A 26441-nucleotide genomic window follows, 5' to 3' on the forward strand; every position below is an offset into this window, starting at 1 on the left:
CCGCCAGTAGCGTGCTGGACAAGTTGGCCGTTCGGCCGGAGAAGTCGAAGTGAGGAAGCCCGAATGTCAGTGATGACCGGGCGCGTTCTGCGCGCCTTCCTGCTCCCGGCGGTGCTGGGGCTGGGGGCGCTTTCGCTGGCTTCCGCCTCCGCCGCCGATCCAGGTCAGGTCCGGCAGGCCGACCTCGAGCAGCCGCCGTCCGCCGCGCAGGCCGGGCTGAAGTTCAGTTTCTACGTCGGCGATGAACAGCAGCCCACGACGAGCCGCGTCGCGAAACTCGGTTCGGACATCACGTTCCCGCAGGGCCTGTTCGACGGCATGATCCTCGGTTTCACCGACAAGTCGCCGATCTCCGGCAAGCTCGCCATCCCGGCGACGTCGAGTTACTTCGTCTCCTTCCGGTTCATGCCCGCCACCGGCACCGTCGAACTCATCCCGGACGGCGACTCGACCGGGGTCGTCGATGTGGACACCGGCGCCACGGGCGACTGCAAGGAAGTGGGCACCATCATCTGCGCGCACACCGATGTCACGTCGAAGGTGTTCATCAAGCTGTCGAACGTCAAAGTGGACGGCAAGGTGCTCGACGTCGGCCCGAACTGCCGGACGGCGCAATCCGCCGCGGTGAACATCAAGGCGCTGGTGCCGCTCGCGTTCCCCGCTTCGTCGGTAAAGATCACCAGTACCTTCTCCACTCCGGGCTTCACCGGGTGCGGGGTCCGTGAAGATCTGAGCCCGTTGCTCACCGGTCTGGTGGCCGGGCCGGGCAACACCCTGGTCACCAACCTCAAGCTGCGGTGTGTCGGCTCGGGTGCGCCCCCCAATGGATGCGGAGCCTGACGATGGCAAATCCCGTCACCTTCCTCGCCCGAGCCCCGGAGAAGGCCGCCGCGGGAGTGCGCGAGTTCGGCCGCATGTGCGCCATGGGACTCGACGTCATCCTCGCGATGTTCCGCCGCCCGGTGCAGGTCCGCGAGTTCATCCAGCAGTTCTGGTTCATCGCCAGTGTGTCGATCACGCCGGCGATCCTCGTGTCGATCCCGTTCGGCGCGGTCATCTCGCTGCAACTCGGCTCGCTCACGAGCCAGATCGGCGCGCAGCAGTTCAACGGTGCCGCGAGTGTCCTGGCCGTCGTGCAGCAGGCCAGCCCGATCGTGACGACGCTGATCATCGCCGGTGCCGGTGGTTCGGCGATCTGCGCGGACCTCGGTGCTCGCTCCATCCGCGAGGAGATCGACGCGATGGAGGTGCTCGGCGTCTCACCGATCCACCGGCTGATCGTCCCGCGGGTGCAGGCCGCTATTGGGGTTTCGGTGCTGCTCAACGGTTTGGTCAGCGTCGTCGGTGTGCTCGGCGGCTACTTCTTCAACGTCATCGTGCAGGGCGGGACGCCGGGCGCGTACCTCGCCAGCTTCAACGCGCTGGCCCAGCTTCCCGACCTCGTCATCAGCTCGATCAAGGCCTTCATCTTCGGCTTCCTCGCCGGTGTCGTCGCGGCCTACCGGGGACTGAACCCCAGAGGCGGCCCCAAAGGCGTCGGCGACGTCGTCAATCAGTCGGTGGTGATCACGTTCCTGCTCCTGTTCTTCGTCAACACCATCCTGACCGCGCTGTATCTGCAGCTCGTCCCCGCGAAGGGAACCTGATCCCGTGACCAGCGTCCCCGAACGGGCCCGCGAAGCGTTCAAGCGCCCCGGTAACAGTCTTTTCGCGCTGGGTGACCAGCTGCTGTTCTACATCCGCGCGCTCGCCGCGATCCCGATGACCGTCACCCGCTACTTCCGCGAAGTGGTGCGCCTGCTCGCCGAGGTGACCTTCGGCAGTGGCGCCCTCGCGGTGATCGGCGGCACCGTCGGCGTGATGGTCGGCCTATGCGTGTTCACCGGCATCACGGTGGGACTGCAGGGTTTCAGCGCGCTGAACCAGATCAACATCTCCGCGATGACCGGCTTCCTCACCGCGTACTTCAACACCCGCGAGATCGCGCCGCTCTCGGCGGGGCTCGCGTTGTCCGCGACGGTCGGCGCCGGGTTCACCGCGCAACTGGGCGCCATGCGGATCTCCGAAGAGATCGACGCGCTCGAAGTGATGGCCGTGCGCAGCATGCCGTACCTCGTCACCACCCGGATCGTGGCCGGGTTCATCGCGATCATCCCGCTCTACGTGATCGGGCTGCTGATCTCCTACCTCGGTTCGCGGGTGACCACGGTCGTCTTCTTCGGACAGTCCGGCGGAACCTACGACCACTACTTCTCCTTGTTCTTGCCGCCTGAAGACGTCCTGTGGTCGTTCGGCAAGGTCCTGGTGTTCAGCGTCGGCGTCATCCTCACGCACTGCTTCTACGGCTATCGCGCCGCGGGCGGCCCGGCGGGTGTCGGGGTCGCCGTCGGCCGCGCCGTGCGGACGTCGATCGTGCTGATCAGCGTGCTCGACCTGTTCCTCAGCCTGGCCATCTGGGGCGCCACCACGACGGTGAAGGTCTCCGGATGACCGCGCGGGCACGGACGCAGGCCGCCGGGGTGATCTTCCTCGTCATCCTGGTGCTGCTGGGCTGGCTCGCCGTCGCCATCTTCAACAAGGACTTCGACCGCGCGGAACTGGTCACGCTCAAGACCGACCGGGTCGGCAACCAGCTCGCCCCGCCCGCCGAGGTCAAGGTCCGCGGCGTCCCGTTCGGCGAGGTCAGGGCGGTCCGCGGCAGCGAAGACGGGGTCGAGGTCGATCTCGCCATCGACCCGGCGAAGATCGATCAGTTGCCGCGCAACGTCTCGGCCCGGCTGCTGCCGAAGACGGTTTTCGGCGAGCGGTATGTCAACCTCGTGCTGCCGGACCGGCCCGTCGGCGGTTCGCTGCGGGACGGCGACGTCATCACCCAGGACCGATCGTCCAACGCGATCGAACTGGAACGCGTCCTCGGTGACCTGCTGCCACTGCTGCGGGCGGTGCAGCCGCAGAAGCTCAACAGCTCGCTCGGCGCGATCTCACTCGCCCTCGACAACCGCGGGAAATCCCTGGGGGACAGCATCGTCCAGCTCAACGACCTCCTCGGCCAGGTGAACCCGTTGATGCCGCAGTTCAAGGCGGACGTCAGCAGCCTCGCCGACGTGGCCGACCTCTACACCGGCGCGGCGCCGGACATCCTCAAGGCACTCTCGGATCTCTCCACGACCGCGAAGACCATTGTGGACACTCGCGCGGATCTCGACAAGCTGTACACCAGCGTCACCACCGCGAGCGGCGACCTGAACAAGTTCCTGGTGCAGAACAAGGACAACATCATCGGCGTCAGCGTGAAGAGCAGGCCGACCCTGGAACTGCTGTCCCGCTATTCGCCCGAGTTCCCGTGCCTGTTCGACGCGGTGAACCGGCTCAAGCCGGTGATGGAGAAGGCCTTGGGCAAGGGCACCGGTGAGCCCGGCCTGCACGTGACGCTGTCCGTCCACGATCCACGCGACAAGTACGTGCCGGGCCGGGACGATCCGCGGTTCGACCAAAAGGGCGGCCCGCGCTGCTACGGCGGGGGCGCGACTTCGGCGACGGTGTCTTTCGCCGCCGATGGGGACCTCGGCCCGGCCAATTCGAAGGGGGAGCGAGGGCTGGTCGCCGAGATCATGGCGCCGTCGCTCGGGATGAAACCGGCCGAGGTCCCGGACTGGAGCAGTGTGCTCGTGGGCCCGGCGTTGCGTGGAACGGAGGTGACCGTCCGATGAGGGGTGTCGCAAGCCCGGCGATCAAGGGCCTGATCTTCTTCGTGATCACCGCGGTGGCGACCGGGATCCTGGCCATCACCATCGCCAACTCCGGGGTCGGCACGACGGTCGGCTACACCGCCAGGTTCACCGACGCGACGTCGGTCAACCCCGGCGACGAGGTCCGGATGTCCGGCGTCCGGATCGGCCAGGTGGACTCGATCGGAGTGGTCGATCGGCGCCTCGCGGACGTGCGGTTTTCGGTCGAGAACAAGCGCCGGCTCACCTCGGGAGCCACGGTCACCATCAGATACCGCAACCTCGTCGGCCAGCGGTACCTCTCGATCGACCCCGGCCCGGACGGTCCGGCCGTGCTCACCGAGGGCGCGCTGATCCCACCCGAGCGGACGCGGCCTGCACTGGATCTCACCGCGTTGTTCAACGGGTTCAAACCGCTGTTCCAGGCGCTGTCGCCGAACGACGTCAACCAGTTGTCGTTCGAGATCGTCCAGGTGCTGCAGGGGGAGGGGAGCACCATCGACAGCCTGCTCGGGCACACCGCGTCGTTGACGAACACGTTGGCGGGCAAGGACAAGGTGATCGGCGAGGTGGTCGGGAACCTCAACACCGTGCTCGACACGCTGAACTCCCAGGGCGACCAGTTCGACAAACTCGTCGATGTCACCGCGCAACTGGTCTCCGGGCTCGCCGGTGACGCGAAACCCATCGGGCAGGCGATCGGCGGGCTCGGTGAGCTCACCACCGCCACCGCGGACCTGCTCCAGGACGGCCGCGCGCCGCTGAAGGCCAGCATCACCACGCTCGGCGATCTTTCGAAGAACCTCGCCGACAACACCCCGGTGTTCGAGCAGTTCCTGGCGAACCTGCCGAAGAAGCTGGACCGCATGGGCGCGATGGTCTCGTACGGCTCGTGGTTCAACTTCTACCTGTGCTCGGTCAAATCGGACGCGCCGCCCGCCCCGGGCGGCCCGCCGGTCGGCATCCCGCTGACCCAAGGACGGTGCCGGTGAAAGCGCCAAGGATCAAACCCTTCCGCAGCCGCAACCCGATCGTCGTCGGCACCGTCACGGCGGTGCTGATGGCCGCGGCCGGCTCGGCGGTGTTCTTCTCCGACGACCTCCCGTTGGTCGGCGGCGGCGTCACCTACGCGGCCGAGTTCACCGAAGCCGCCGGGCTCAAGCGCAACGACGAAGTCCGGGTCGCCGGGGTGAAGGTCGGCGAGGTCTCCGATGTCCTGCTGGACGGTGGCCGCGTCAAGGTCCTGTTCCGGGTCAAGGACACCTGGGTCGGCAACCGCACCACCGCCGCGATCAAGATCAAGACCTTGCTGGGGCAGAAGAACCTGGTCATCGACCCGGTCGGCAACGCGGAACTCGACCCGGACGAGCCGATCCCGGTGCAACGCACGAGTTCCCCCTACGACGTCACCACGGTGTTCAACGACCTCGCGAACACCGTCGGCGCGATCGACACCGATCAGCTGGCGAAGGCGTTCGGGACGTTGTCGGAAACGCTCGGTGCTTCCACGCCACAGGACGTCCGAACCGCCTTCGACGGCATCACCGCCCTGTCCAAGACGCTCGCTTCTCGTGACCAGGAGCTGGTGAAGCTGTTCGAGAACACGAACAAGGTGTCCCAGACGCTCGGCGACCGGTCGCAGCAGATCGAGGCGCTGATCCGCGACGGCAACACCCTGCTCACGGAGCTGAACGCACGCAAGGACGCCATCGCGAAGCTGTTCAGCGGCGTGAAGAACCTCTCGGTGCAGCTGAAGGGACTCGTGGCGGACAACCAGAAGACGCTCGGTCCCGCGCTCGACCAGCTGGACCGCGTCGCCACCGTGCTGCAACGCAACCAGGACAAGCTCAGCGAGAGCCTGAGGCTGGCCGGGCCCTTCTACCGGCTGCTCGGCAACGCGGTCGGCAACGGCCGCTGGATCGACACCTACATTTGCGGGCTCGTCCCGACCGGAAGCACTCCGGGCAGCTGTATGCCTTCGAGGAACGGGGGACGCTGATGGGGCGCCACTTCACGTTGTCCGATCTCGGGGCGCACGCCCGTCGCCGGGCCTGGATGCGGCGGTTCGCGCTCGCCGTCGTCGCGGGGCTGGTCGTGACGGCGGCCTGGCCGTTGCTGACCAAGCGGGCCGACCGCGTCCTGACCGGGTACTTCACCGCGACCGTCGGGGTCTACGCGAACACCGAGGTGCGCGTGCTCGGGGTCCCGATCGGTTCGGTGACCAAGGTCGAGCCGCGCGGCACGACCGTCGAGGTGACCATGACGGTCCGTCCGGACGTCAAACTGCCCGCCGACGTCGGCGCCGTCGTGATCACGCCGAGCCTGGTCGCCGACCGGTACGTGCAGCTCACGCCGGTGTACGCGGGCGGGCCGGAACTGGGCGGCGACGCCCGGATCCCGCCCGAGCGCACCGTGACCCCGGTCGAGGTCGACGAACTCCTCGGCAGCCTGAACCAGCTGATGACCGCGCTGGGGCCGAAGGGCGCCAACAAGGACGGCGCGGTCAGCGATGTGCTGACCAAGGCCGCGACCTACCTCGACGGCAACGGCGGCAAACTCGGCGAGGCGATCAAGAACCTCGGCGAATTCGCCAGGACGGCGAGCGATTCCAAGGACGACCTGTTCAACTCAGTCGACAACATCAGCAAGTTCACCGCGATGCTCGCTTCGAACGACGGCCGGGTGAAGGAGGCGATCCAGCAGATCTCCTCGATCAGCAAGATCCTGGCCGATCAGCGGGACCAGTTCTCCGGCGCGATGACCGAACTCACCGAGGCGCTCAGCGTGGTGCAGGGCTTCATCAAGGACAATCGGAGCAAAGTGAAGTCCGATGTGGACAAACTCGCTGAGATCACCAAGGTGCTCAGCCAGCAGAAGGCGTCACTGAGCGAGGCACTCGACGCCGCGCCGAACGCGCTGGCGAACGTGCTCGGCGCGTACAACCAGGGCGCGGGCACGCTGGACGGACGAGGGAACCTCACCGAATTCTCGGGGGCGAAATGAAGTCCCGGCTCAAGTGCGCGGCCGTACTGGTCCTCACCCTGGCGGCCACCGGGTGCAGCGGTGGTGTCGACGTCTACGACATCCCGTTGCCGGGCGGCGCCGCGCTGGGCGACCGTCCGATCCACGTCACGGCGAGTTTCAGCAACGTGCTGGATCTCGTGCCGCAGTCCGGGGTGAAGGTCAACGACGTCCCGGTCGGGCAGGTGCGGACGGTCGAACTCGCGCCGGACGGGCGCAGCGCGGTGGTCGGGCTGCTGCTCAACGGGGACGTGAACCTGCCTGCCAACTCCGTCGCGCGGCTGCGGCAGGCGAGCATCCTCGGCGAGAAGTTCGTCGAGCTCGCGCCGCCGGATGAAGGGACCCCGAGCGGGCGGCTCACCGACGGTGCGGTCATCCCGCTGGCCAGTTCGTCGCTGACCCCGGAGATCGAGGAGGTCTTCGGTGCGCTTTCCCTGCTGCTCAACGGCGGAGGCGTCGCGCAGGTGCAGAACATCACCCGCGAACTCAACGACGCGCTCGGCGGCAAGGAAAGCGCCGCCCGCAGCCTGCTGGCCAATTTGGACACCTTCGTGCGCGGTCTCGACGAGCACAAGGCGGAGATCACCCGCGCCATCGAGAGCGTCAACAAGCTCGCGGCGACGCTGAACGCGAACACCGAGGAGATCAAGGCGACGCTGAACGGGCTCACCCCCGGGATCGAGGTGCTGAACGAGCAACGTCAGGCGCTGGTCGGGATGCTGAAGTCGCTGGACGGTCTCACGTCGGTCGCGGTCGACACGGTGAACCGCAGCAAGGACGACCTCGTCGCGGACCTGAAAGCGCTCGAACCCTTCCTGCGCAAGCTGGCCGACTCCGGGGACAAACTGCCGAAGGCGATGGAGATGATCTTCACCTTCCCGTTCCCCGACGCCGCGCTGGAGGCCATCCGCGGTGACTACCTGAACACCTTCCTGACCTTCAAGAACAGTGGTGGCCGCTGATGCTGACCAAGTTCGTCCGTGCCCAGCTGGTGGTCTTCGTGGTCGTCGCCGTCCTCGGCGTCGCGTACGTCGGCGCGACATACGCGGGGCTGGACAAGCTGGTGCTCGATCGCGGTTACACCGTCAAAGTGCGGCTCGCCACCGGTGGCGGCATCTTCAACAACGCCGAGGTCACCTACCGGGGCGTGCCGATCGGCCGGGTCGGCGAACTGCGACTGACCGCCTCCGGGATGGAGGTGGATCTCGAAATCGAGCCTGACAGCCCGGAGGTACCCGCGGACACCGAAGCGGTCGTCGCCAACCGGTCCGCCGTCGGCGAGCAGTTCGTCGACCTGCGGCCGCGTCGCGGCGACGGTGCCATGTTGCGGGACGGTTCGGTGATCAGCCAGGCGGACACGAAGATCCCGCTGCCGGTGGACGTCGTCCTGTCCAGTGTGGACTCCTTCGCCAACTCGGTGCCGAAACCCGCACTGCGGACCGTGGTCGACGAGCTGTACAACGCGACGTCCGACGCGGGCCCGGCGCTGGATCAGCTCGTCGGGCGGGGGATCGAGTTCGTGCGGGAGGCCAGCGCGCATGTCGGCCCGCTGACCAGGCTTGTGACCGACGCGCGGACCGTGCTCGACACCCAGGTCTCTCAGGCGGACGCGATCCGCTCGTTCGGTGTGAACGCGAGACTGCTCGCCGCGACGCTGAAGAGTTCCGACGGTGATCTTCGTCGGCTGATCCCGGCCGTGCCGGCGGCGGCGAACGAGGTCAGCACGCTGCTGCGGGAGACCGGCCCGAGCCTCGGCATCCTGCTGGCGAACCTGCTGACCACCGCGGACGTGCTGGAAGCACGGCAGGACGGCCTCGAGCAATTGCTGGTCACCGCGCCGAAGGCGGTCGCCGCGGGCCACGCGATCATGGGACCGGACGGCGCGCACGTCGGCCTGTCGCTGACGTTCTTCGACCCGCCGCCCTGCGTCACCGGCTACGGCACCGGTTACCGGGACGGGCTCGATACGTCGCCACGTCCGTTGAACACCGCGGCGCGTTGTGCCTTGCCGAAGGGCAACCCGACGAACGTGCGCGGCTCGCAGAACGTGCCGGGAAGGTGAAGGTCATGACTCGTTTCGCTGCCTTGCTCGCGGTGGTGGCCACCGCTTTCGCCGCCTGGTTCGGCTACTCCTGGTGGGACGCCGGGAGAGACGACAGCGTCGCGCGGGCCACGGTCCGTGAGGATGCTTTGCAGGTGGGCAGGCAAGCGGTCGCCGCTCTGACCACTTTGGACTATCGACAGGCGGAACAGGGCTACCAGAACTGGCTGAACCTCACCGGCGGCGCACTCCACGACGAGCTGGCGAGGGATCGGGACGGCGGCCTCGGCCGGATCGGCCAGGCGAAGACCGTCACCACCGGCCGGGTCGTCGACGCCGCGGTGACCGAAGTGGACAGTGGCGGCGGAACCGCCGAGGTGATCGCCTCGGTCGAACTCGAGGTCAAGCCCGACGGCGGGGAAGCCGTGACCAAGCACAACCGGTTCCGCGCCGGCCTGAACCGGACGCCGGACGGGTGGCGCGTGACGTCGCTCGGCCAGGTGCCGGTGACCGACACCGGAAAGCCTTGAGGGAGGACGGAATGACCACGAAACGAGCCGTCAAACCCGTGCGGCGCAGCGTGAAGGTGGCCGGGAAAATGGGCGGGAGCGCCCGGACGAGCGTCCTCGAGCCTCCTCCTGAAGTCGAGGACGAGGTCCTGGAGCCCGCCGATGAGGTTGTCGAGCCCGTGCGGAAGCGTCGTCTCCCGCTGGTGTTCGGCGCGGTCGCACTGGTGATGGCGGGCCTCGCGGGGTGGTTCGCGATCGAGGCGCGGGACGCCACGGCGGTTCTGACGCACAACACCGCCCTGACCGATGTCGCCACGACCGCCGAAGTGAGCGACCAGGTCGGCAAGGCGCTCGGCACTGTCTTCTCCTACCGCTACGACGATCCCGCCAAGAGCGGGCAGGCCGCGAAAGAGGTCCTGACCGGGCCCGCGCTGGGGCAGTACGACCAGCTGTTCGCGCAGGTCCGGAGCCTCGCCGCGGAACAGAAGCTGGTGGTGACCTCGACTCCGGTGGTGTCGGGTGTCAAGATCCTCGACGGAGACCGGGCGTCACTGCTGGTGTTCCTGGACCAGACCGGGGTGCGGGGGGACGGGCAGCGGAGCACCGGTGCGGCTCAGTTGAGCGTGACCGCCGAACGCTCCGAGGGCCGTTGGCGAGTCACCGCCCTCGCCGCAGCTTAGCCGTTCGCGCCTCGAGCCGTCGGGTCCGTGAAGGCCTTCTTCCCTACTCTCAGGGTAGGGGAAGGGAGCCTTCACGCGGCGCCGTTGTGGCTGGTGGTGTCGCTGAGGCAGACGTGACAAGACCTGGGTCCGTGAAGGACTCCTTGAGGGACTCTGGGTCCCTCAAGGAGTCCTTCACGGCCTTGCGGTGGCAGGTGGCGCAACCCTCGGCCGCGCCAGCAGTCTTCAGGAAGGAGCGGCCCGCAAGGCCAGGATCATCTCGAACCGCCGCTCCGGATCCCGCAGCCCGTCCGAGAACAGCGCCTCCAACTCCTGAGCGCGTGATCGCACCGTCTGCGGGTGCACCGCGAGCCGCTCCGCCACCTCGCGGACGTTTCCGCACGTCTCCAGCCATGCCAGCAGCGTCCCTGCCAGCCGCGAATGCTGCTTCCCGGTCAGCCCGGCGAGCGGCCCGAGGCGTTCACGGAGCAGCTCGGCGGCCAAGAACGGTTCCTTGAGCAGCCACAGGCGCGAAAGATGGTCGGCGCACCACGTCACGGGTTCGTCCGCGAGCGCGCCGGAGTCGACGAGTCGCAGGGCCTCTCGCGCGGCCCGCAGGGAGCGCGCCGCGAAGGTGGGTGGGACGGCGGGGCCGATCGCGGCTCGCCAGCCCGCCAGGTCTTCGGCGAATTGTTCCCGTTCGTCCGGTTCGGGGGCGGGCAGCAGCAGACAGGGAGAAGTGCTCTCGAAGTCGGCCAGCGCGTTCGACGCGGCCGCCGGAACTTCGTCCGACGGCTGGTCGACGGCGACGGCGACGAGCAGGTCCGGCAACTGCCATCGGGCGAGGTCGGCGGCGTTCTTGACCAGTTCTGGCGGGGACGGCGGGTCGGCGAGCAGGAGTTCCATCAGCCGGTGCCGACGGCGTTCCAGTGCACCGGCGGCCTTTTCCCGTGCCTCCGCGTGGCCCTCGACCGACAGCGCCGACAGCTCGTCGATGTAGGCGAAGATGGCTTCCGCGAGCAGGCACAGCGTCGCCGAAGGCACGCCCGCGCGACGGCCGGCGTCGGCCACCCGGCGCCAGGTCACCCTGGCCCCGACCCGATACGCGGCCTGGAGGACGTCGACGTTGCGGCCCTGGTGGAACTCCTGGATGCCCAGGCTCAGGAACACGCTCCGGCGGTCTTCAGACGGCGCCTCCGGGTTCCCGATCCGCTCCAGGAACTGCAGGAACGCCATCTGGACGCCGGTCTTGAGCGACTTCCCGAACGCGCCGTCCAGCGGTCGCGCGTAGTCGGGGATGGTCCGCTGGATCTCGCGGACCACCTCCCCGGCCACGTCGGCCAGCACCGGCCGGAACACGGTCGCCAGCTCTCTTGGCAGCAGCGCCCAGAGCTGGACGGGACGCCCGCTCGCCCCGCCCGGCCGAGCGGGCGTGAGGAGCGGGCCGTACGTCGCTTCGACCCCGCTGCGACCATCCTGCGGTCGGGTCACCTCGTCACCTCGTTGTGAGTGGGAAACGCTGGTCAGTCCTCGGCGAGCAAGGCCTCCGCACGCAGGGCGATCTCCATGTCGAGCCGGTCGTCGGCGTTGTTCAACCGGTCGCCGAAGAGATCGATGAGCTGGTGCATGCGGTACCGGACGGTCTGGGGGTGGACCTTGAGTTTCTTCGCGATCTCCGGAGCGCTGCCCCGGGACTGCAGCCAGATCAGCAACGTCTCCCCGAGCCGCGCCCGCTGTTTGGGGGTGAGGTCGTCGAACGGGGCGAGGCTGCGTGTGCACAGCTCGCGAACCAGGAACTCGTCGGCGAGCAGCCACAGGGTGGACAGGTGATCGCTGTACCGGGTGACCGGATTGTCCGGCAGCACCCCGCGCTGGACCAGCCGCAGCGTGCGGCGGGCCCACAGCAGGGAGCGCGGCGCTTCGGTGAGCCGCACGGCCGGGCCGATCACCGCCCGCCAGCCGGGAAGCCGTTCGGCGAGGTCCTTCAGGTGCTTGTCGGGGTCGCCGGTGACCAGGCAGGGCTTGGGGCCCTCGAAGTCGACAAGGACGTCGGTGTCCAGGTCGGCGCTGTCGGGGTCGAGTGGGCCCTGCCGTCGTTCCAGCGCGACGACCGTGACCTCGACGGGCAGCGCCCACTGGGCGTTGGCGGCGTGGGACGCGATCGACTGCGGTGAGGACGGTGGATCGGAGAGCATCAGTTCGAGCAGCCTGCGCCTGCGCCTGGCCTTGGTGCCCGCTGCCCGTTCCTGCGCGGCCGTGTAGCCCTCGATGGACAGCGCGGAAATCTCGTCCACGTAAGCGAAGATCGCCTCGGCCGTGGTGCACAGGAGATCGGCGTCCGCTCCGATCGCCTGCCCGAATTCCGAGACGTGCCGCCAGGCGACGCGACCGCCGACGCGGTAGGCCGTCTGCAGGCAGTCGAGACTGCGCCCTTCGCTGAACTCGACCTTCCCGAGATTGCGGAAGACCGCGGTCCATTTGTCGAGTGGGGTCGTCCCCTGACCGATGGTATCGAGGCAGTGCAGGATGGCTTGCCGGATACCCTGCGTGATGATCTGTCCGAACGCGCCTTCCAACGGCTGCGCGTACTCGGGGACGGCTCGTTGCACCTCCTGAAGGATGGCTCGTGCCAAGGGGTCGGCCCGCGGCCGGAACCGCTCGCCCAGTTCCCTCGGCAGTGACGCCCACAGTCCATTCGCGCCGGTGCTGCGCACGGGTCGGTTCTCCACTGGGGTTCTCGGTGCCGGCGTGAAGGCGCGCGGTCGTTGAACCGGACCCGGTGGCTGGCGGTGCGGGGTGGCGGGGTGACGCACGTCGGGGTCAGGCCGTGCGGTCCGCAGATCGTGCCGCGAGAACCCGGTATCCAAGTCGGTCATGTTTTTATCCTTGTTAGCAACAAAATCAGCCTCTTCAACGGTGAAGCCGATCCAGATTTTGTGGCTCACGCAACATAAAATCCGGCCGAGAGGACTGTCAACGGCTGGCGGGGCCTTGATCGGCCACCTGGATGGACTACACCCGAACGGGTGGTCCGATCCAGCGGCAAGTGACATTTAGGCACGCCTGAGATGGGGTCCGGGTGACAACTTTTCCGGGGCCTTTCGGGGCGCCTCCGGCCGGTCCGCGGCCTCGCTCGCTCGAACGAGGACCGCGATGACCTCGTCCAGGCTCAGCCGGGCGGGCGCGGTCTCGGCGAGGAAGCGTTCGATCTCGCCGCCGAACCGGGCCGGGTCGGCCACATGTGGAAAGTGTTTCGCATTTTCGAACACCGTCAAGCGGCTGTCTGGCAGCAGTTCGGCGGTCTTCCGGCCGTGGACGACCGGGATGAGCGGGTCGTGCGCGCCCCAGACGACGAGCGTCGGGACCTCTTTGGCGAGGTAGAGCTTGTCGATGGCGCTCGCGCGCTGGCCGCGGAGGTCGATCAGGCTGCGGGCGATGAACAGGAACGCCCGCCGTCGGCCGGGGTCGGCGAGGGACGAAAGATGCCGGGTCAGCTCCCGTGTCTCGGGCGAGAGCTTTCCACCGAGACCGCGGCAGGCGGCGGCGAGGCCACGGGCGATCGCGACGGTGACCGGGTTGACGGTGGCCCAGAGCGTCGCGTTGGCGCCAGGCAGCGCCGTCGCGCGCAGCACCGGGGTCACCTGCGGCCCGAGTCCGGCGCTGCCCACGAGCACCAGCCGGGCGCACATCTCCGGGAACTGGTACGCGAACTGCATCGCGATCCCGCCGCCGAGGGAGTGTCCGGCGACGGTCGCGTGCCGGTGCCCGGTGAGCACGAGGACGTCGCGGACCACGCTGGCCATCGCGCCGAGGCCGTAGTCGGCCCGCGGTGAGCCCGAATCGCCGTGGCCCGGAAGGTCGGGGACGAGAACACGGCGATCGAACCCGGTCCGCTCGAAGTGGTCGAGCAACGGCACCCAGGTCTCGCCGCTGCCGGAGATCCCGTGCAGCAGCACGAGCGGCTCCCCTGCGACGTCCTTTGTGGACGGAAGGTATTCCCGCAACCGGATTTCCTGCCCGTGCAGGGTCAGCGTGCGCGTTTGGAGGGCCATGTCCCGCCTTTCCGTTGTCAGGAGTCAAAATAACGGGTAGAACGGCTGGTTCGTCAGCGTGTCGCTGGACACGTCCGGTAATTGCGACTCGGGTGACAAGAATTCCGTGACGGACCCCGAGTCGGATGCTAAAACCCCGACGGCGAGGCAGTTTCGCGTCGACATTCTCTCGCCGTCCCGGTATTCAGGAAAGCGTCGGTAAACACCCGTCACCACGGGGGGGGGAAATACGATGGCCTGCCGGGCGGACTTCCACATCGATCAGCCGAGGGCGAAGCGCGCCCGGCGTGGCTTGCGCTGGGTGCTCCCCACCGTGCGGCCACCGGAACGGCGGGTCCGGCGCGTCAGTTCTCTGATGTCCCGTCGTCGCGGTGGTGGGCCCGCATGAGCCGCTGGGCACGCAACGCGAGTTGCATGCCCAGCCGGTCGTCGGCGTCTCTGAGGCGGTCGCCGAACAGTTCTTCCAGTTGCCGCAGGCGGTTCCGCACGGTCTGGGGATGGACTCCCAGCCGTCGCGCGATCTCCGGTGCGCCGCCGCGGGATTCCAACCACGCCAGCAGGGTTTCGCTGAGCCGCTCTTGTTGCTTCCCGCCCAGCGAACTGAACGGATCGAGGCTCTGCTTCGCCAGTTCAGCGCCGAGGAAATCCTCGGCGAGCAGCCACAGCGTGGCGAGGTGGTCCCGGCACCAGATGACCGGGCCGGGCGCGTCTTCGCTGTTCAGTAGTAACGCGCGGCGGGCGGTGCGGAGGGCGGCCGGGGCGTCGGTGAGCGGCACGACGGGGGAGATGGCCGCGCGCCAGCCGTCCAGCGCGTCCTTCAGCGGCGCGAGATCGGTGTCCGGATCCGCCGTGAGCAGGTACGGCTCGGTGGTGTCGAGATCGAGCAGCACGGTGTCGTCCAAGAGGTGGGCGGGGAACTCGGGCGCGCCCGGAGCGCGCTGAAGCGCGACCATGGCCGCGGTCCCCGGAACCCGCCATCCAGCGCCGCCCGCCAGGCTCGCGATGCTGCACGCGGAGCCCTCCGGCGCCTGTGAGATCAGTTCGAGCAGGCGACGGCGCCGCAGCGGGATCGCGCCCGCGGCCTTGGCCTCCGCCTCCTGGTATCCCTCGATCGTGGTGGCGCACAGTTCGTCGACGTAGACGAAGACCGATTCCGCGGCGAGCGCGATGATGTCGGGGCCGACGCCGAGCCCGCGCACGATGGGCCGCATCGAGCGCCATGCCGTCCGCGCGCCGACCGTCACGCTGTCGTGCAACGGTTCCAGGCTGCGTCCCTCGGTGAATTCGATCCGTCCGCGCAGACGGTAGAAGTCGATCCAGCGGTCGTGGGACAGGTTCGGCTCGCCGATGCAGTCGACGTAGTGGCGCACCGCCCGCTCGCAGGAGACGACGAGGACGCGGCCGAAGACACCGCGCAACGGCAGCGAGTACGCGGTGACCGATCGCTGCACCTGCCTGATCATGGCCGCCGCGGCGTGGCCGGTATGCGGACGCAGTTCTTCGCCGAGCGAACGCGGCAACGTCGCCAGCATGCGGAAACTGCGGTACTCGACCACGAAGACCACCTTTGATTTTCTTCGAACCGGGGACGGGAAACATGAATCCCTTTGCACAACCGCGTCGGATCGACGGAACGGGCGCCGGAGTGTTTCTACTGGATCGCCCGGCGGCGTGTACCACGAATGTGACGTTGAATTGGCGACGGAAAGTCGCGACACTCCGCTCCGGTGACACGGATGGGCGTTTCGGTGTGGCTGCTTTTGACACGGATGTGGCGCCGGTTCTACGCTCCGTGCATTCGAGTGCGCCGGTGGCGCGCGGACGAAAGGGAATTGGTGCCCGTAATCGTCGGCATACTTCACATCGGGGGATCCCACACGTGAGCTGGCAGCCCGTCGGATCGTTGTGGGCACGCCTCCCGAGGGAGCTCGGTGACGCCGTCCGGCCGCGGATCCCGGCGATCGCCCGGCACTGCGTCGAAGGCGTGGTGTCCGAAATCGGCGAGTGCGCCGAAGTGTTCAGTGACGACGACGCCCGCGCCGCGGCCGTCGAGCTGACCAGGCGCGGCATCGAGCGCGCCATCGACAGGGTCGGTGTCCCCGAACTGCTGCAGAACGACCTGCTCGCGGACTTCCGCGCGCAGGGCCGGATCGCGTTCCACCAAGGACTCAGCCGTGAGGCCGCGCAGGCGGCGTTCCGGGTCTCGAGCCGGGTGCTGTGGCGTTCGATCGCCGCGGCGGGCCGCCAGCTCCAGCTGTCGGGCGACGTCCTCTACGGCGCGGCGGAGTGCCTGTTCGGCGACGTCGTCGAGGTGACGATGGCGCTGACCGAGGGCTACAACGCGGCACAGGCCGAGGCCACCGGGCCCGCGGAACAGCGGGCCAGGTTGTTCCGGCTGCTGACCGGCGGCGCGGGGTACACCCAGGCCGACGCCGGCGCGCTCGCCGTCGCGATCGGCTGGCGGATCCCGCAGCGGATCACCGCGGTCGTCTTCAGCTCGGCGCCCGGGGCGCCCGGTTTCCCCGCGGGCCTGTTGCCTTCGGCGGTGCCCGCGGATCTGGTCTCCGACGCGCCAGGCGCGCTGGTGGCCTGTCCCGAAGCCGACCTCGGCGGCCTACAGGAACTGCCTTCCGGCTGGTCGGCGACGGTCGGGGTGTCCGTCCCGATGGCGCACGCCGCCGAGTCCTTCCGGATCGCGCGCCGCGCGTCGGAGCTGGCGCAACGGGGGATGATCACCACGGTCGGCCCGGTGCTGTGGTGCGAGGAGCACATCACCACGTTGCTGTTGCTCGCGGACGAGTTCCTGCTGGACCAGCTGGCCGGAGAGGCGCTGGAACCGTTGTCGGGGCTGGCGCCGCGGCAGCACGACGAGCTGGCGGCGACCCTGCTCACGCAGGTGCAGACGCGGGGGAGCGCGCCGGAGATCGCCCGGCGGCTCGCCGTCCACCCGCAGACGGTGCGGGCCCGCCTGCGGCGGCTCACGGAGTTGTTCGGCGAGCGGCTGGACGATCCGGATCAGCGGCTGCGGATCGAACTGGCACTGCGGGCGGAACGGCTACGGCCCGCCGACGTCTGAGTCCGTAGGTGAACCCGCGACCGACGTCGGCGGGGCGGGTTCACGCGTTTGGTCGCTTTGCGAGGTCCGCCTTCGGCTCCGCCAACAGGCACTGACGGGCACCCGCCACCGGGAACACCCAGCGGCGGTAGCCCCACCAGCGGAACACCGAACCCGCCGCGGTGCCGAGCAGCATCCCGCTGACGAAGTCGGCGATCTCCTGAGTGAGGAAGCTGACCTCGGGGACCTCGAGACGCAGGACATAGCGCGAGATCAGCGGTGGGCACAGGTTGATCGTCACGGCGATCGCGTTGACGACGAAGAACAACGCAGCCTCGTGGAAACGGCGCCTGCCGCCGCGGGTGTGGAACGCCCAGCGCCGGGAAAGCAGGTACGCGAAAACCGTCGCCACGACGGTCGCGATCGCCAGCGCCGTGACCGGTTTGGTCTGCAGGACGGTGAGTTTGAGCCCGTAGTTGGTCCCGAGGGTGAGGACGAACGCGGCGAGGCCGACGGTGGCGAACCGGAGCAGCTCACGCCGCTTGCCGGTCCGCGCACCATCGGTCGCCGCGCCGTCCACAAAGGACGCCGGGGCGGTTCTGAGCACCGGGGGCTCAGCAGTTCGACGTCGCCGGGGTGCCCGCGACCCGGTCCTTGAGGAAGGCGAGCACGTCGGCGTTGCCGGTGTAGACCGCCGTGATGTGATCGGTGTCGAAGGTCTTCCAGGTCGTCTTGACCCCGGCCGCGCAGTAGGTCTTGCGGAGCGTGTCGGCCTGGGTGAACTGGACGAGCTGATCCTGCTTGGCGTGGTAGAGGAGCACCGGGACCTTGGGGGGTGTGCCGCCGAGCTTGTTCTCGTTGAGCCGCTTCACCCATTCCGGTCGGATGTAACCGGCGCTGGTCGTGTAGTCGGCGATCCTCTGGTTCGCGTAGGTGGTGAGCAGTTCGAACGTGCACGCGCTCTTCTGCATCTCCGCGAATTTCGCGCGGCCGTTGTCGCTGAGGAAGGAGTCCAGCTTCAGCTCGGGGTAAGCCTTGTCCAGGCCGAGGAGGGCGTAGGCGAAGACGCCGAAGCCTTGCTTCCCGTCGAGTTGAAGGGTGACCTGGACGAGGTCGGCGGGCACGCCGCCCGCCGCGACGCCGACGAGGTTCAGTTCCGGGGCGTACGAGGGCTGCAGTTCACCGGCCCAGGCGGCCGCCCCGCCGCCCTGCGAGTATCCGCGGAAGAGCACCTTGGCGTCGGCGGACAGTTTCGCTTCCGGCAGGCGTTGCGCGGCGCGGACCGCGTCGATCACCGCCGGGCCTTCCGAACGCCCGACCACGTAGGTCGTCTTCGGATCCTGGCGGTAGCCTTCGTAGTCGGTCAGCGCGACGGCGTATCCGGCGTCGAGCGCGTCGTCGAGACCGGACTGCTCGTAGAACGCGCCGATGTCGATCATCTTCGATGGCGTGCAGTCGAAGGCCGGACCGTGCGTACCGGCGCCGAACGAGACGATCGGCGCCTTCGCCGGGTCGGCGTTCTTCGGCACCAGCACCGTCCCGGTCACCGCGTCCGGCCGCCCGAGGGCATCCGTCGACAGGTACATCACCTGCCACGCGTCGACGGAATCCTTACGCGGCCCGGCTTTCGAGACACGCGAGCGGATGATGTCTCCCGGCTTGCCCGTGGGGAGCGGGGACGGCGGGGTGTAGAACGAGTCGTCGGACGCCACGGGGGCGGCGGAGCTCGCCGGGCTCACGCTCAGTGCGGTCAGCACGCCGGCGGACAGTGCGATCGCCAGCGCGGCGGCGAGCGTCCGGCGGGACGGGCGGGGGAACGAGATCGGCACGGCCGGGCCTCCAGGGTGCGGGACGGTTTCAGGCGTCTGTGGGAAGAGGGAGCGGCGCCATGCTCAGGCGTTGCCGTAGACCTGGCGGCAGGTCTGGGATTCGGCGAAGGCGAGGTCCAGTTCCGGGTTGGCGCGGAGGGGTTTGATCGGTCCCTCCGGTTCACTCAGCCCGCTCATCGTGCTGTCGGCGTCGGAGATCACCTTGTCCAGGCTCGCCTTGTCGGTGACCTTCGCGTCCTGCATCTTCGTCAAGGTGGCGGTCACCTTCGACTTGGTTTCGTCCAGCGTGGTGGTGGCCTTGTCCACAGCGGACTGTCCATCCGGGACCGGTGGCACGCCGGCGTTGCGAATCCCGCCCGCCATGTCGTCGAGCGCCACGGTGAGCGAGTTCAGGAAGCCGACCATCGCGGTCTTCGCGCCCTGCGGGTTGTTGGGGTCGAACGCGGGCGGTTGGGACAGCTTCGCCGAACCGGCCGCCACCCCGGAGCAGACCTTGTCCACCCAGGCGAGCGCGGCGGGGTCGGCGTGCCTGCCGGAGTCGGCGGGTTCGTCGGACCCGCAGGCGGTCAGCAGGACTGCCGTGGCGGACGCGGAGAGGGCGGCGAACGCGATTCGCGCTGCCGTGCGGCGCATTCTCTTCATGGTTTCCCCGTCGAATTCGGCGAAAGAGGGCCGGCCGCGGCACGACGCGCGGGAATCCGCGGTGGTCGGCGATGACCGGTTTGCTGAACCGCGAGGTTACTCACGAAAGATTCCCTCAGGCAAGCCGATCCGTGCGGCATGGAAGTGGGAAAAGAGCGATTGGCACGCACGAGATAATTTCGCGTGGCGTGGTTGTCACGCGCGTCAGCAGTTCCCCGTGCCGCCTCTGATGCCTCTGTACTGGGGAAACCCATGTGCCGCTACTAGGAAGCGGACGGTCGCACCGTGCCAGCGTGACAATTTACCGGCGACGCGTCAACTTTTCCCGGTAAGCCCTTGATAGCAGTGCTGCCGTCTCGTTAGTTTACTGTTTGGTTGCGATCCGTCAGACATCGTCGCTACCCGCAGAATTCTCTCGGGCCGATATTCATTGCTCTGGGGAATTGTACGCCGTTTCGTATCATCGTTGATACCACGGAAGGACGATCGTGAGTCACCGTAGAGGAACCAAGAAGGCGGTCGCCGTCGCCGCTGCCGGTGCCGTGGGGCTTGCCACCGCGGTACTCGTGGTCGGCGCACAGGCCAGTGTCGCCGAACCGATTTCGCTCTCGCTCAACTACCACTGCGATTACCCGCTCGTGGGCTCCCAAGCGCTGAAGGTGGTGATCAACACCGATCTCCCGCTGTCGGTCAAGACCGGTCAGCCGACCGGCGCGTTCGACATCAAGGCGATCTCGACGATCAACGCGGAGACGGTCAGCGGGCTCAACCTGATCAGCGCGACGACGCTGGAAGGCCAGGCGGTCGCCTCGGCGGTCGTGGCCGCTCCCGGGATGAACCTGCCGGTCAAGGTGCCGAACGAGCTGACCAAGACGAACATCCCGCCCACCGGCGAGATGGTCATCAACGCGGCGGGCAAGACGCCGTCGCTGACCTTCAACACGCCCGGCGAAGCCAAGATCACCGTGAATGACCTGCAGCTCAAGGTCACTCCGCGTAAGGCCGACGGCTCCGTCACGGAGATCACCCCGGACGGCACGATCGACGCGCCGTGCAAGCAGGACCCGGGTCAGAACAACGTTCTGGCCACGATCAAGATCGGCGACGGTCCCACCCCCACCGGTACGACCACCACCACCCCGCCGAGCCCCACCACCTCGCCGAGTTCGACCACGACCTCGCCGAGCCCCACGACCACCCCCGGTGGTGGCGGGATCAAGTACGCGTTCGGCATCAAGGGTAAGACCGACCTGAAGGCGCTCGGCAGCTCCGCGCCGATCAGCGGCGGTTTCGACGCGGATGTGGACCTCGCGTCGAAGAAGTTCACCGGCGATCTCAAGCTCGACCCGTCGAAGACCGACTTCAAGCTCTTCGGGTTCGTGCAGGGCAGCTCGGACATCGTCGTCGAGCAGGTCGGCAAGCAGTCCGGTGAGCTCATCGGCACCGGGTTCAAGGCGAACGTCAAGTTCAACGTGTTCCTGCCGAAGGTGCAGGTGTTCGGGTTCCCGATCAGCAACGACCCGAAGTGCGGGACGGTCACTCCGTCGACAAGCGAGATGACCACGGCACCGGACTTCAACCTGCTCAAGGGCGGGAAGCTGACCGGTACCTACTCGCTGTCGGGACTGCAGAACTGCGGTTCCTTCAACGACATGATCAGCCTGTTCACCAAGAGCGAGGGCAACACCCTCGATCTGGACCTCACCAAGAAGTAGTCAGGTAGCCGGTCCCCGTCGCCTCCCGCGACGGGGACCGGTGCCGTTTTCGGGAAGGCGACCATGCCCCTTCGCATCAACGTCCGGATGCTGCTCGCGGCGGGCCTCATCGTCCTGCTCACCGCCGGCAGCCTGCTGTTCGTCGCCGTCCGCAGCGCGGCGGCGGGCACCCCCGTCGACAAGAAACTGTCGTTCACCTGCCCGTTCCCGCTGATCGGGCTGCAGAAGCTCGACGTGAACATCAAGGCCGACTTCGAGGTCCCGACCGCGCCCGGCGGCACGCTCAGCACCTCCGGGCTGACGATCACGGTGAACGTGCCGGACAAAGCGGCGCGCGGGCTCAACCTCGTCGGCGCCACCACCATCGAAGGCACCGCGGCGGCGGGCGTGACGCTGGTCAACGGCGACGCGAGTCCCTTCCCGGTACGGATCCCGCTGAACGTCGCCAAGACCGGCCTCCCGCCGTCCGGCTCGTTCAGCACGGTGGCGACAGGCTCCGTGCCGACGGTGAAGATCGCGAAGCCGGGTAAGACCACCCTGACCATCGGGGACTTCACCACCCGCTTGACCCCTAAGAAGGCCGACGGTTCGTTCACCGGGATCGGTTCGTTCACCTCGGACTGCGTGCTCGACCCCGGCCAGGACGCGGTTTTGCTCTCCTTCGACCTCGGTGACAAGCCGACCGGGCGCCAGTACACGGTCGCCGGGAAGACCGGCGTCAAGGCGCTGGGCACGACCGCGCCGCTGACCGGAGGGTTCGACCTGAGCGCCACGTCGGCCACGGCCTTCACCGGCGGCCCGGTGTTCGACAAGGCGCACGCCGACTTCCGGCTGTTCGGCTTCCTGCCGGGCGCGGCCGATCTCGAGTTCGTCGCGGACGGACCGCAGGGCGGCGACTTCGCCGGGACGGGTTTCGTGGCCCGCCCGCGGTTCACCACCGTCCTCCCGCTGGTCACACTCGTCGGCATGCCGGTCAGCAGTGGGCCGGGCTGCAAGACGTCGGCCCCGTCCACGGCGGAACTGCGGACCGGGGACGGCTTCACCATGGCCGCGGGCGGCGCGCTCACCGGCACCTATGCGCTGGCGCCGCTGACCGGCTGCGGCGCGTTCACCCCGTACCTGAGCACGTTCGTGCAAGGCGACGGCAACACGTTCGATCTCGTGCTGAAGCCACGCTAGTGCCCGGATGCCGGACGTGACTCACGTGCTTGGACCCGGATCTCGCGTGCCCAGACCCGGATCTCGTGTGTGCGGAGTCTGGGCACGCGAGATCCGCCTCTGAGCAAGCAGGACTTCGGCCGGGCGGACCGACGCGCTGCGTGACACTTCCGGGTGGTTTTGTACCATCGCCCCTGACAAGGGGGCCTTCGTGAAGCCGTTGAACACCGGCGAACCCACCGGCGTGGGGCGCTACCGGGTGTTCGCCGCGCTCGGAGAGGGCGGGATGGGCCGGGTGCTGCTCGGGATCTCCTCCGACGGGCGCCTGGTCGCGATCAAGCAGGTCCACCCGGGGTTCGCGCACGATCCCGGCTTCCGCGAGCGGTTCCGCCGCGAGGTCGACACTTCGCGTCTGGTGTCCGGCGCGTACACCGCCCCGGTCATGGACGCCGATCCGAACGCGCCGACACCATGGCTGGCTTCGGTCTTCGTGCCGGGACCGTCGTTGTCCGAGGCGGTGACCGCGGGCGGGCCGCTGCCGCCGATGGCGGTCCGGCATCTCGCCGCGGGGCTCGCGCTGGCGCTCGGCGACATCCATCGCGCCGGGCTGATCCACCGGGATCTGAAGCCGAGCAACGTCATCCTCACCGGTGACGGTCCCAGGGTGATCGACTTCGGGATCGCCCGTGCCGTCGAGGGCGATTCGGAGCTCACGCACACCGGCGCGATCATCGGCTCGCCCGGGTTCATGTCGCCGGAGCAGGCCGAAGGGAAGCCACTGACCCCGGCGAGCGACCTGTTCTCGTTCGGCGCGCTGCTGGTGATGGCCGCGACCGGGGCGAACCCTTTCACCGGAACCTCCACTCCGCACACTCTGTACAACGTCGTGCACGTCCAGCCCGACCTGCGTCACCTGGCGCCGGAGCTCCGGCAGCTCGTCGAGCCGTGCCTGGCGAAGAACCCGGCGGACCGGCCGTCTCCGGCCTGGGTGCTGGAGAGACTGGGCCCGATCCCGCCGATGGCCGGCCCGTGGCCGCCGGTGGTGCCGCACCTCATCGAGGCACAGCAGGCCGAGGTCCGTCGGCTGCTGAACCCGCCTCCGCCGAAGCGATCCCGGCGTGGCTTGTACGCGGGACTCGCCGCGGCCGCCGTCGTGCTGCTGGCCGGTGGCGTCGTCACCGCGGTCTCGTTGAACAAGGAGGATCCGCCTCCTGCCGTCGCCGCGCCGAGTTCGTCGCCGCCGCTGGACGAACCGGCCGCCACCCCGGTCAACCAGGATCCGCTCGGCCCGGACAACCTGCGACGGGTGAACCTGTGCAAGGTGCTCGAAGGGCGCGACGTGCCCGGATTCGGCAAACTGAGCACGGCGATCGACATCCATTTCGATTCGTGCACGTACTCCTCGCCCGCGGGCAAGTGGCTGGAGCTGGGGGTCGGCGGCGATCTGATCGAGGGCGAATCCGGTGGCGAGCTGGAGGGGCTTCCGTTGCGAATCAAGGGTTCCGACGACTCGTGCGCGGTCGCGGTCCCCGTCACGGGGCTGCCGAACACCAAACTCGGCGCCGACGTGAACTCGATGTCCACAAAGGACGAGGCCTGCTCGGTGGTGAAGGCGGCCCTCACCGACGCGGTCAAACGGATCCGGGCCGGTGGCCAAGATCGCGAGCTTCCGGCAGGCACCCTCGCGCCGCTGGACCCGTGCGCGCTGGTCGGCCCCGCGACCACGGACCGGCTGATCGGGCCGGTGGTCGAAACGATCCGCGAGCATCTGCACCAATGCCGGTACGACGCGGCGGGCAACATCCGGGTGAGCTTCGTACGGTCCTACCCGCCGGTCCAGACGAAAGACTCCTACTACACGGGTTCCGCCACCCTGGATCTCGGCGGTACCAAGGTGTACCTGGCGAAGAAGGACGACGGTGTCGCTCGCTCCAGCTGTTCGCTGACCTGGCAGCACCGGTCCGTCAGCGACCGTGACGGGGAGAACGTCGAGCTGACCGTCGGCACCAGCGGGACGAAGATGACCGCCCACGAGGCGTGCGAGAAGGCGAAAGGCTTCGCCGAAGCATTGCTGCGAAAACTTCCGAAACCCTAGGGCTGATCAGTGAACCCGTTGAACCCCGCCGAACCCCGACAGATCGGCCCGTACCGGATCATCGCCGAACTCGGTGCGGGTGGCATGGGCCGGGTCGTGCTGGGTCTGGCCCCGGACGGCAGGCTTGTCGCGGTCAAACAGCTGCACGCCCAGTTCGCGCACGATCCGCGCTTCCGTGAACGGTTCCGGCGCGAGGTCGCCACGTCGCGTCTGGTCTCCGGCGCCTACACCGCCGCGGTCATGGACGCCGACGCGGAGGCGGAAACCCCGTGGCTCGCGTCGGTCTTCGTCACCGGCCCCTCCTTGAAGGAGGCAGTGGACGCCACCGGGCCGCTGCCCGCCGAGCCGGTGCGTCTGCTGGCGTCCGGGCTCGCCGCCGCGCTGACCGAGATCCACCGCGCCGGGCTGATCCACCGGGATCTCAAGCCCAGCAACATCATCCTGACGAGTGATGGACCCAGGGTGATCGACTTCGGCATCGCGCGGGTGGCGGAGGAGGCACAGGACCTCACCGGCACGGGCGCGATCATCGGGTCGCCCGCGTTCATGTCGCCGGAACAGGCAGGCGGCGGGCAGGTCACCGGGGCGAGTGACGTGTTCTCCCTCGGCGCGATCCTGGTCATGGCCGCGACCGGCCGCGGCCCTTTCACCGGTCCGACCGCGCCCCAGACGCTGTATAACGTCGTTCACGCCGCCGCGGACCTCGCCGACGTCCCGACAGAGATCCGGCGGCTCGCCGAGCCGTGCCTGGCCAAGGATCCGGCCCGCCGCCCGACCCCGCAACAGATCCTCGACTACCTCGGCCCGGTGCCGACGGCAGCCGCTCCCTGGCCGCCCGCCGTGCACGCTCGGATCCAGCAGCAAGACGCCGAAGTGCGCTCGGTGCTGGCCTTGCCGTTACCGGTCTGGCGGCCGCCTCCGAAGAAGATGGCACCGCGGACGAAGAAGATCCTCTTCGGCGCGCTCGCCGGAGTCGTCCTGCTCGTCGTCGCGGGGATCGTCGCGCTCGGCCTCTCCATCGCCGACTACGCCGAACCCCAGGATCCCGGAGTGACGTCGCTGGCGGCGTCCGAAGCGCTCAGCCCGGATCGGCTGCGCCTCGCCGACCCGTGCAAGGTGCTCGCCGGCCGGTTCGTGCAGGAGTTCGGGACCCTGAAGCCGGAAACGGATCCGATCCACCCGGCGCGCTGCAAGTACACCGGCCTCGACGACGTCTCCTTCGATGTCCAGCTCGGCGAAGGCGTGACCGCCAGCAGCCTCGAGCGGACGGACCGGACCGCCGAAGGACTTCCGTTGGTGCGCAGCACGATCAGCGGCGGATGCGACTCGGTGGTCCAGCTTCCGACGGATCGGCGGCTCGGTGTCGTCGTCTCCCATTCGAGCAGGGACGGTGACCCCTGCAAGGCCGCCGATGATCTGTTGACCGCCGCTCTCACCCGGCTGCGCACGCACGAGGTCGACCGCGCCGGTGACCCGGCGAGCCTGCTCCCGCTCGACCCGTGCGCGGTCGCCGATCCGGCGGTGCTCGTCAAGAACATGCCCAACGCGCAGCCCGTTCCGCGGACGCTGCGTATCTGCGAGTGGCAAGGCGGCGGGGACATGCTGACCGTCGAGTTGCAGCGGGGCGCCTACGCGCCCGAAGGGTCACCGGTCGACCTCGGCGACGGCGTCACCGGCGACCTCCGGGAGTTCGGGGACTCGAACTGCGTCGTGACCTGGACGCACCGTCCGCTGACGGACCGCGAGGTCGAACACGTCGCCGTCCGGCTGCTCGCCAGGGAGAGGAGCGGGAGCCCCTGCGACCGGACCAAGGCGATCGCGGGCTCGGTCGCTTCACGGTTGCCGAAACCCTGAGCCGCCTTGGTTTCGATCGAGAGGGGGATCCCCTGTGCGGGCCCGGAAACGAGTCCGCTAAACTGGTTTCAGTACGAACAACT

Annotated in this window: 23 protein-coding genes; 16 read left to right on the top strand and 7 right to left on the bottom strand. The window is 68.4% G+C overall.

Features of this window, described 5'->3' with window-relative positions; translation table 11 throughout:
* The first annotated feature begins 63 nt into the window (after positions 1-63).
* From ACM6LU_RS25410 to ACM6LU_RS25460, 11 genes are read left to right on the top strand one after another with little or no spacing between them, the layout of a single operon-like run.
* A complete protein-coding gene (locus ACM6LU_RS25410; protein WP_414940272.1) occupies positions 64-840 on the top strand; it encodes a hypothetical protein in 777 nt (258 codons plus the stop codon).
* Positions 841-842: 2 nt separating this feature from the next.
* Positions 843-1646, top strand: a complete 804-nt coding sequence (locus ACM6LU_RS25415) for an MlaE family ABC transporter permease (RefSeq protein ID WP_414940273.1) — start codon at positions 843-845, stop codon at positions 1644-1646.
* A gap of 4 nt (positions 1647-1650) precedes the next feature.
* The gene (locus ACM6LU_RS25420) at positions 1651-2490 is read left to right on the top strand and encodes an MlaE family ABC transporter permease (protein ID WP_414940274.1); all 840 of its coding nucleotides are present in this window, start codon (positions 1651-1653) and stop codon (positions 2488-2490) included.
* On the top strand, positions 2487-3710 hold the full coding sequence (locus tag ACM6LU_RS25425) for an MCE family protein (RefSeq protein WP_414940275.1): 1224 nt from the start codon (positions 2487-2489) through the stop codon (positions 3708-3710). Before ACM6LU_RS25420 ends, ACM6LU_RS25425 begins: the two co-directional genes overlap by 4 nt.
* Positions 3707-4720: an MCE family protein gene (locus ACM6LU_RS25430; RefSeq protein WP_414940276.1), complete on the top strand. Its 1014-nt coding sequence runs from the start codon at positions 3707-3709 to the stop codon at positions 4718-4720. The genes ACM6LU_RS25425 and ACM6LU_RS25430 overlap by 4 nt, the downstream gene beginning before the upstream one ends.
* Entirely contained in the window at positions 4711-5727 is a 1017-nt protein-coding gene (locus ACM6LU_RS25435; RefSeq protein ID WP_414940277.1) for an MCE family protein, read from the top strand. Before ACM6LU_RS25430 ends, ACM6LU_RS25435 begins: the two co-directional genes overlap by 10 nt.
* A complete protein-coding gene (locus ACM6LU_RS25440) occupies positions 5727-6731 on the top strand; it encodes an MCE family protein (protein ID WP_414940278.1) in 1005 nt (334 codons plus the stop codon). Before ACM6LU_RS25435 ends, ACM6LU_RS25440 begins: the two co-directional genes overlap by 1 nt.
* Positions 6728-7711 (top strand): MCE family protein, encoded by a 984-nt coding sequence (locus ACM6LU_RS25445; RefSeq protein ID WP_414940279.1) that lies wholly within the window; start codon positions 6728-6730, stop codon positions 7709-7711. The genes ACM6LU_RS25440 and ACM6LU_RS25445 overlap by 4 nt, the downstream gene beginning before the upstream one ends.
* Positions 7711-8811, top strand: a complete 1101-nt coding sequence (locus tag ACM6LU_RS25450) for an MCE family protein (protein WP_414940280.1) — start codon at positions 7711-7713, stop codon at positions 8809-8811. Before ACM6LU_RS25445 ends, ACM6LU_RS25450 begins: the two co-directional genes overlap by 1 nt.
* 5 nt (positions 8812-8816) lie before the next feature.
* Positions 8817-9320, top strand: a complete 504-nt coding sequence (locus ACM6LU_RS25455) for a hypothetical protein (RefSeq protein WP_414940281.1) — start codon at positions 8817-8819, stop codon at positions 9318-9320.
* 11 nt (positions 9321-9331) lie between these two features.
* Complete coding sequence (locus tag ACM6LU_RS25460; protein WP_414940282.1) at positions 9332-9979, top strand: hypothetical protein; 648 nt, start codon at positions 9332-9334, stop codon at positions 9977-9979.
* 225 nt (positions 9980-10204) lie between these two features.
* Here the strand turns inward: ACM6LU_RS25460 and ACM6LU_RS25465 are convergent, their stop codons facing one another.
* From ACM6LU_RS25465 to ACM6LU_RS25480, 4 genes are all read right to left on the bottom strand, one after another.
* Entirely contained in the window at positions 10205-11449 is a 1245-nt protein-coding gene (locus ACM6LU_RS25465; RefSeq protein ID WP_414940283.1) for a PucR family transcriptional regulator, read from the bottom strand.
* Between the two features lie 32 nt (positions 11450-11481).
* A complete protein-coding gene (locus tag ACM6LU_RS25470; protein ID WP_414940284.1) occupies positions 11482-12672 on the bottom strand; it encodes a helix-turn-helix domain-containing protein in 1191 nt (396 codons plus the stop codon).
* A gap of 339 nt (positions 12673-13011) precedes the next feature.
* Complete coding sequence (locus ACM6LU_RS25475; protein ID WP_414940285.1) at positions 13012-14010, bottom strand: alpha/beta fold hydrolase; 999 nt, start codon at positions 14008-14010, stop codon at positions 13012-13014.
* A 344-nt stretch (positions 14011-14354) separates the two neighbouring features.
* Positions 14355-15575, bottom strand: coding sequence for a helix-turn-helix domain-containing protein (locus tag ACM6LU_RS25480; RefSeq protein WP_414940286.1), 1221 nt, complete (start codon positions 15573-15575; stop codon positions 14355-14357).
* Between the two features lie 314 nt (positions 15576-15889).
* Here ACM6LU_RS25480 and ACM6LU_RS25485 point away from each other — a divergent pair, with 314 nt between their 5' ends.
* Positions 15890-17086, top strand: a complete 1197-nt coding sequence (locus ACM6LU_RS25485; RefSeq protein WP_414940287.1) for a helix-turn-helix domain-containing protein — start codon at positions 15890-15892, stop codon at positions 17084-17086.
* A gap of 40 nt (positions 17087-17126) precedes the next feature.
* On the opposite strand, the gene ACM6LU_RS25490 is transcribed toward ACM6LU_RS25485, so the two are convergent.
* The 3 genes from ACM6LU_RS25490 to ACM6LU_RS25500 all read right to left on the bottom strand — a co-directional run bounded on the left by ACM6LU_RS25490 (position 17127) and on the right by ACM6LU_RS25500 (position 19527).
* Positions 17127-17672: a GtrA family protein gene (locus tag ACM6LU_RS25490; protein ID WP_414940288.1), complete on the bottom strand. Its 546-nt coding sequence runs from the start codon at positions 17670-17672 to the stop codon at positions 17127-17129.
* Between the two features lie 7 nt (positions 17673-17679).
* Entirely contained in the window at positions 17680-18894 is a 1215-nt protein-coding gene (locus tag ACM6LU_RS25495; RefSeq protein ID WP_414940289.1) for a lipase family protein, read from the bottom strand.
* A 63-nt stretch (positions 18895-18957) separates the two neighbouring features.
* A complete protein-coding gene (locus ACM6LU_RS25500) occupies positions 18958-19527 on the bottom strand; it encodes a hypothetical protein (protein ID WP_414940290.1) in 570 nt (189 codons plus the stop codon).
* Between the two features lie 497 nt (positions 19528-20024).
* Here ACM6LU_RS25500 and ACM6LU_RS25505 point away from each other — a divergent pair, with 497 nt between their 5' ends.
* The 4 genes from ACM6LU_RS25505 (at position 20025) to ACM6LU_RS25520 (ending at position 26358) form a co-directional block, all read left to right on the top strand.
* Entirely contained in the window at positions 20025-21251 is a 1227-nt protein-coding gene (locus tag ACM6LU_RS25505) for a DUF6801 domain-containing protein (protein ID WP_414940291.1), read from the top strand.
* Positions 21252-21314: 63 nt separating this feature from the next.
* Positions 21315-22430, top strand: coding sequence for a DUF6801 domain-containing protein (locus ACM6LU_RS25510; RefSeq protein WP_414940292.1), 1116 nt, complete (start codon positions 21315-21317; stop codon positions 22428-22430).
* A gap of 190 nt (positions 22431-22620) precedes the next feature.
* Positions 22621-24504 (top strand): serine/threonine-protein kinase, encoded by a 1884-nt coding sequence (locus ACM6LU_RS25515; RefSeq protein WP_414940293.1) that lies wholly within the window; start codon positions 22621-22623, stop codon positions 24502-24504.
* 9 nt (positions 24505-24513) lie between these two features.
* Positions 24514-26358, top strand: coding sequence for a protein kinase domain-containing protein (locus tag ACM6LU_RS25520; protein WP_414940295.1), 1845 nt, complete (start codon positions 24514-24516; stop codon positions 26356-26358).
* Positions 26359-26441 lie beyond the last annotated feature (83 nt).

This window comes from Amycolatopsis sp. cmx-11-51, assembly GCF_047608665.1.
Taxonomy (GTDB): Bacteria; Actinomycetota; Actinomycetes; order Mycobacteriales; family Pseudonocardiaceae; genus Amycolatopsis.

Coding starts and splice junctions, on each gene's coding strand:
- ACM6LU_RS25425 (WP_414940275.1), top strand. CDS start 2,487: ATGACCGCGCGGGCACGGACGCAGGCCGCCGGGGTGATCTTCCTCGTC.
- ACM6LU_RS25510 (WP_414940292.1), top strand. CDS start 21,315: ATGCCCCTTCGCATCAACGTCCGGATGCTGCTCGCGGCGGGCCTCATC.
- ACM6LU_RS25445 (WP_414940279.1), top strand. CDS start 6,728: ATGAAGTCCCGGCTCAAGTGCGCGGCCGTACTGGTCCTCACCCTGGCG.
- ACM6LU_RS25415 (WP_414940273.1), top strand. CDS start 843: ATGGCAAATCCCGTCACCTTCCTCGCCCGAGCCCCGGAGAAGGCCGCC.
- ACM6LU_RS25500 (WP_414940290.1), bottom strand. CDS start 19,527: ATGCGCCGCACGGCAGCGCGAATCGCGTTCGCCGCCCTCTCCGCGTCC.
- ACM6LU_RS25460 (WP_414940282.1), top strand. CDS start 9,332: ATGACCACGAAACGAGCCGTCAAACCCGTGCGGCGCAGCGTGAAGGTG.
- ACM6LU_RS25430 (WP_414940276.1), top strand. CDS start 3,707: ATGAGGGGTGTCGCAAGCCCGGCGATCAAGGGCCTGATCTTCTTCGTG.
- ACM6LU_RS25410 (WP_414940272.1), top strand. CDS start 64: ATGTCAGTGATGACCGGGCGCGTTCTGCGCGCCTTCCTGCTCCCGGCG.
- ACM6LU_RS25450 (WP_414940280.1), top strand. CDS start 7,711: ATGCTGACCAAGTTCGTCCGTGCCCAGCTGGTGGTCTTCGTGGTCGTC.
- ACM6LU_RS25440 (WP_414940278.1), top strand. CDS start 5,727: ATGGGGCGCCACTTCACGTTGTCCGATCTCGGGGCGCACGCCCGTCGC.
- ACM6LU_RS25475 (WP_414940285.1), bottom strand. CDS start 14,010: ATGGCCCTCCAAACGCGCACGCTGACCCTGCACGGGCAGGAAATCCGG.
- ACM6LU_RS25455 (WP_414940281.1), top strand. CDS start 8,817: ATGACTCGTTTCGCTGCCTTGCTCGCGGTGGTGGCCACCGCTTTCGCC.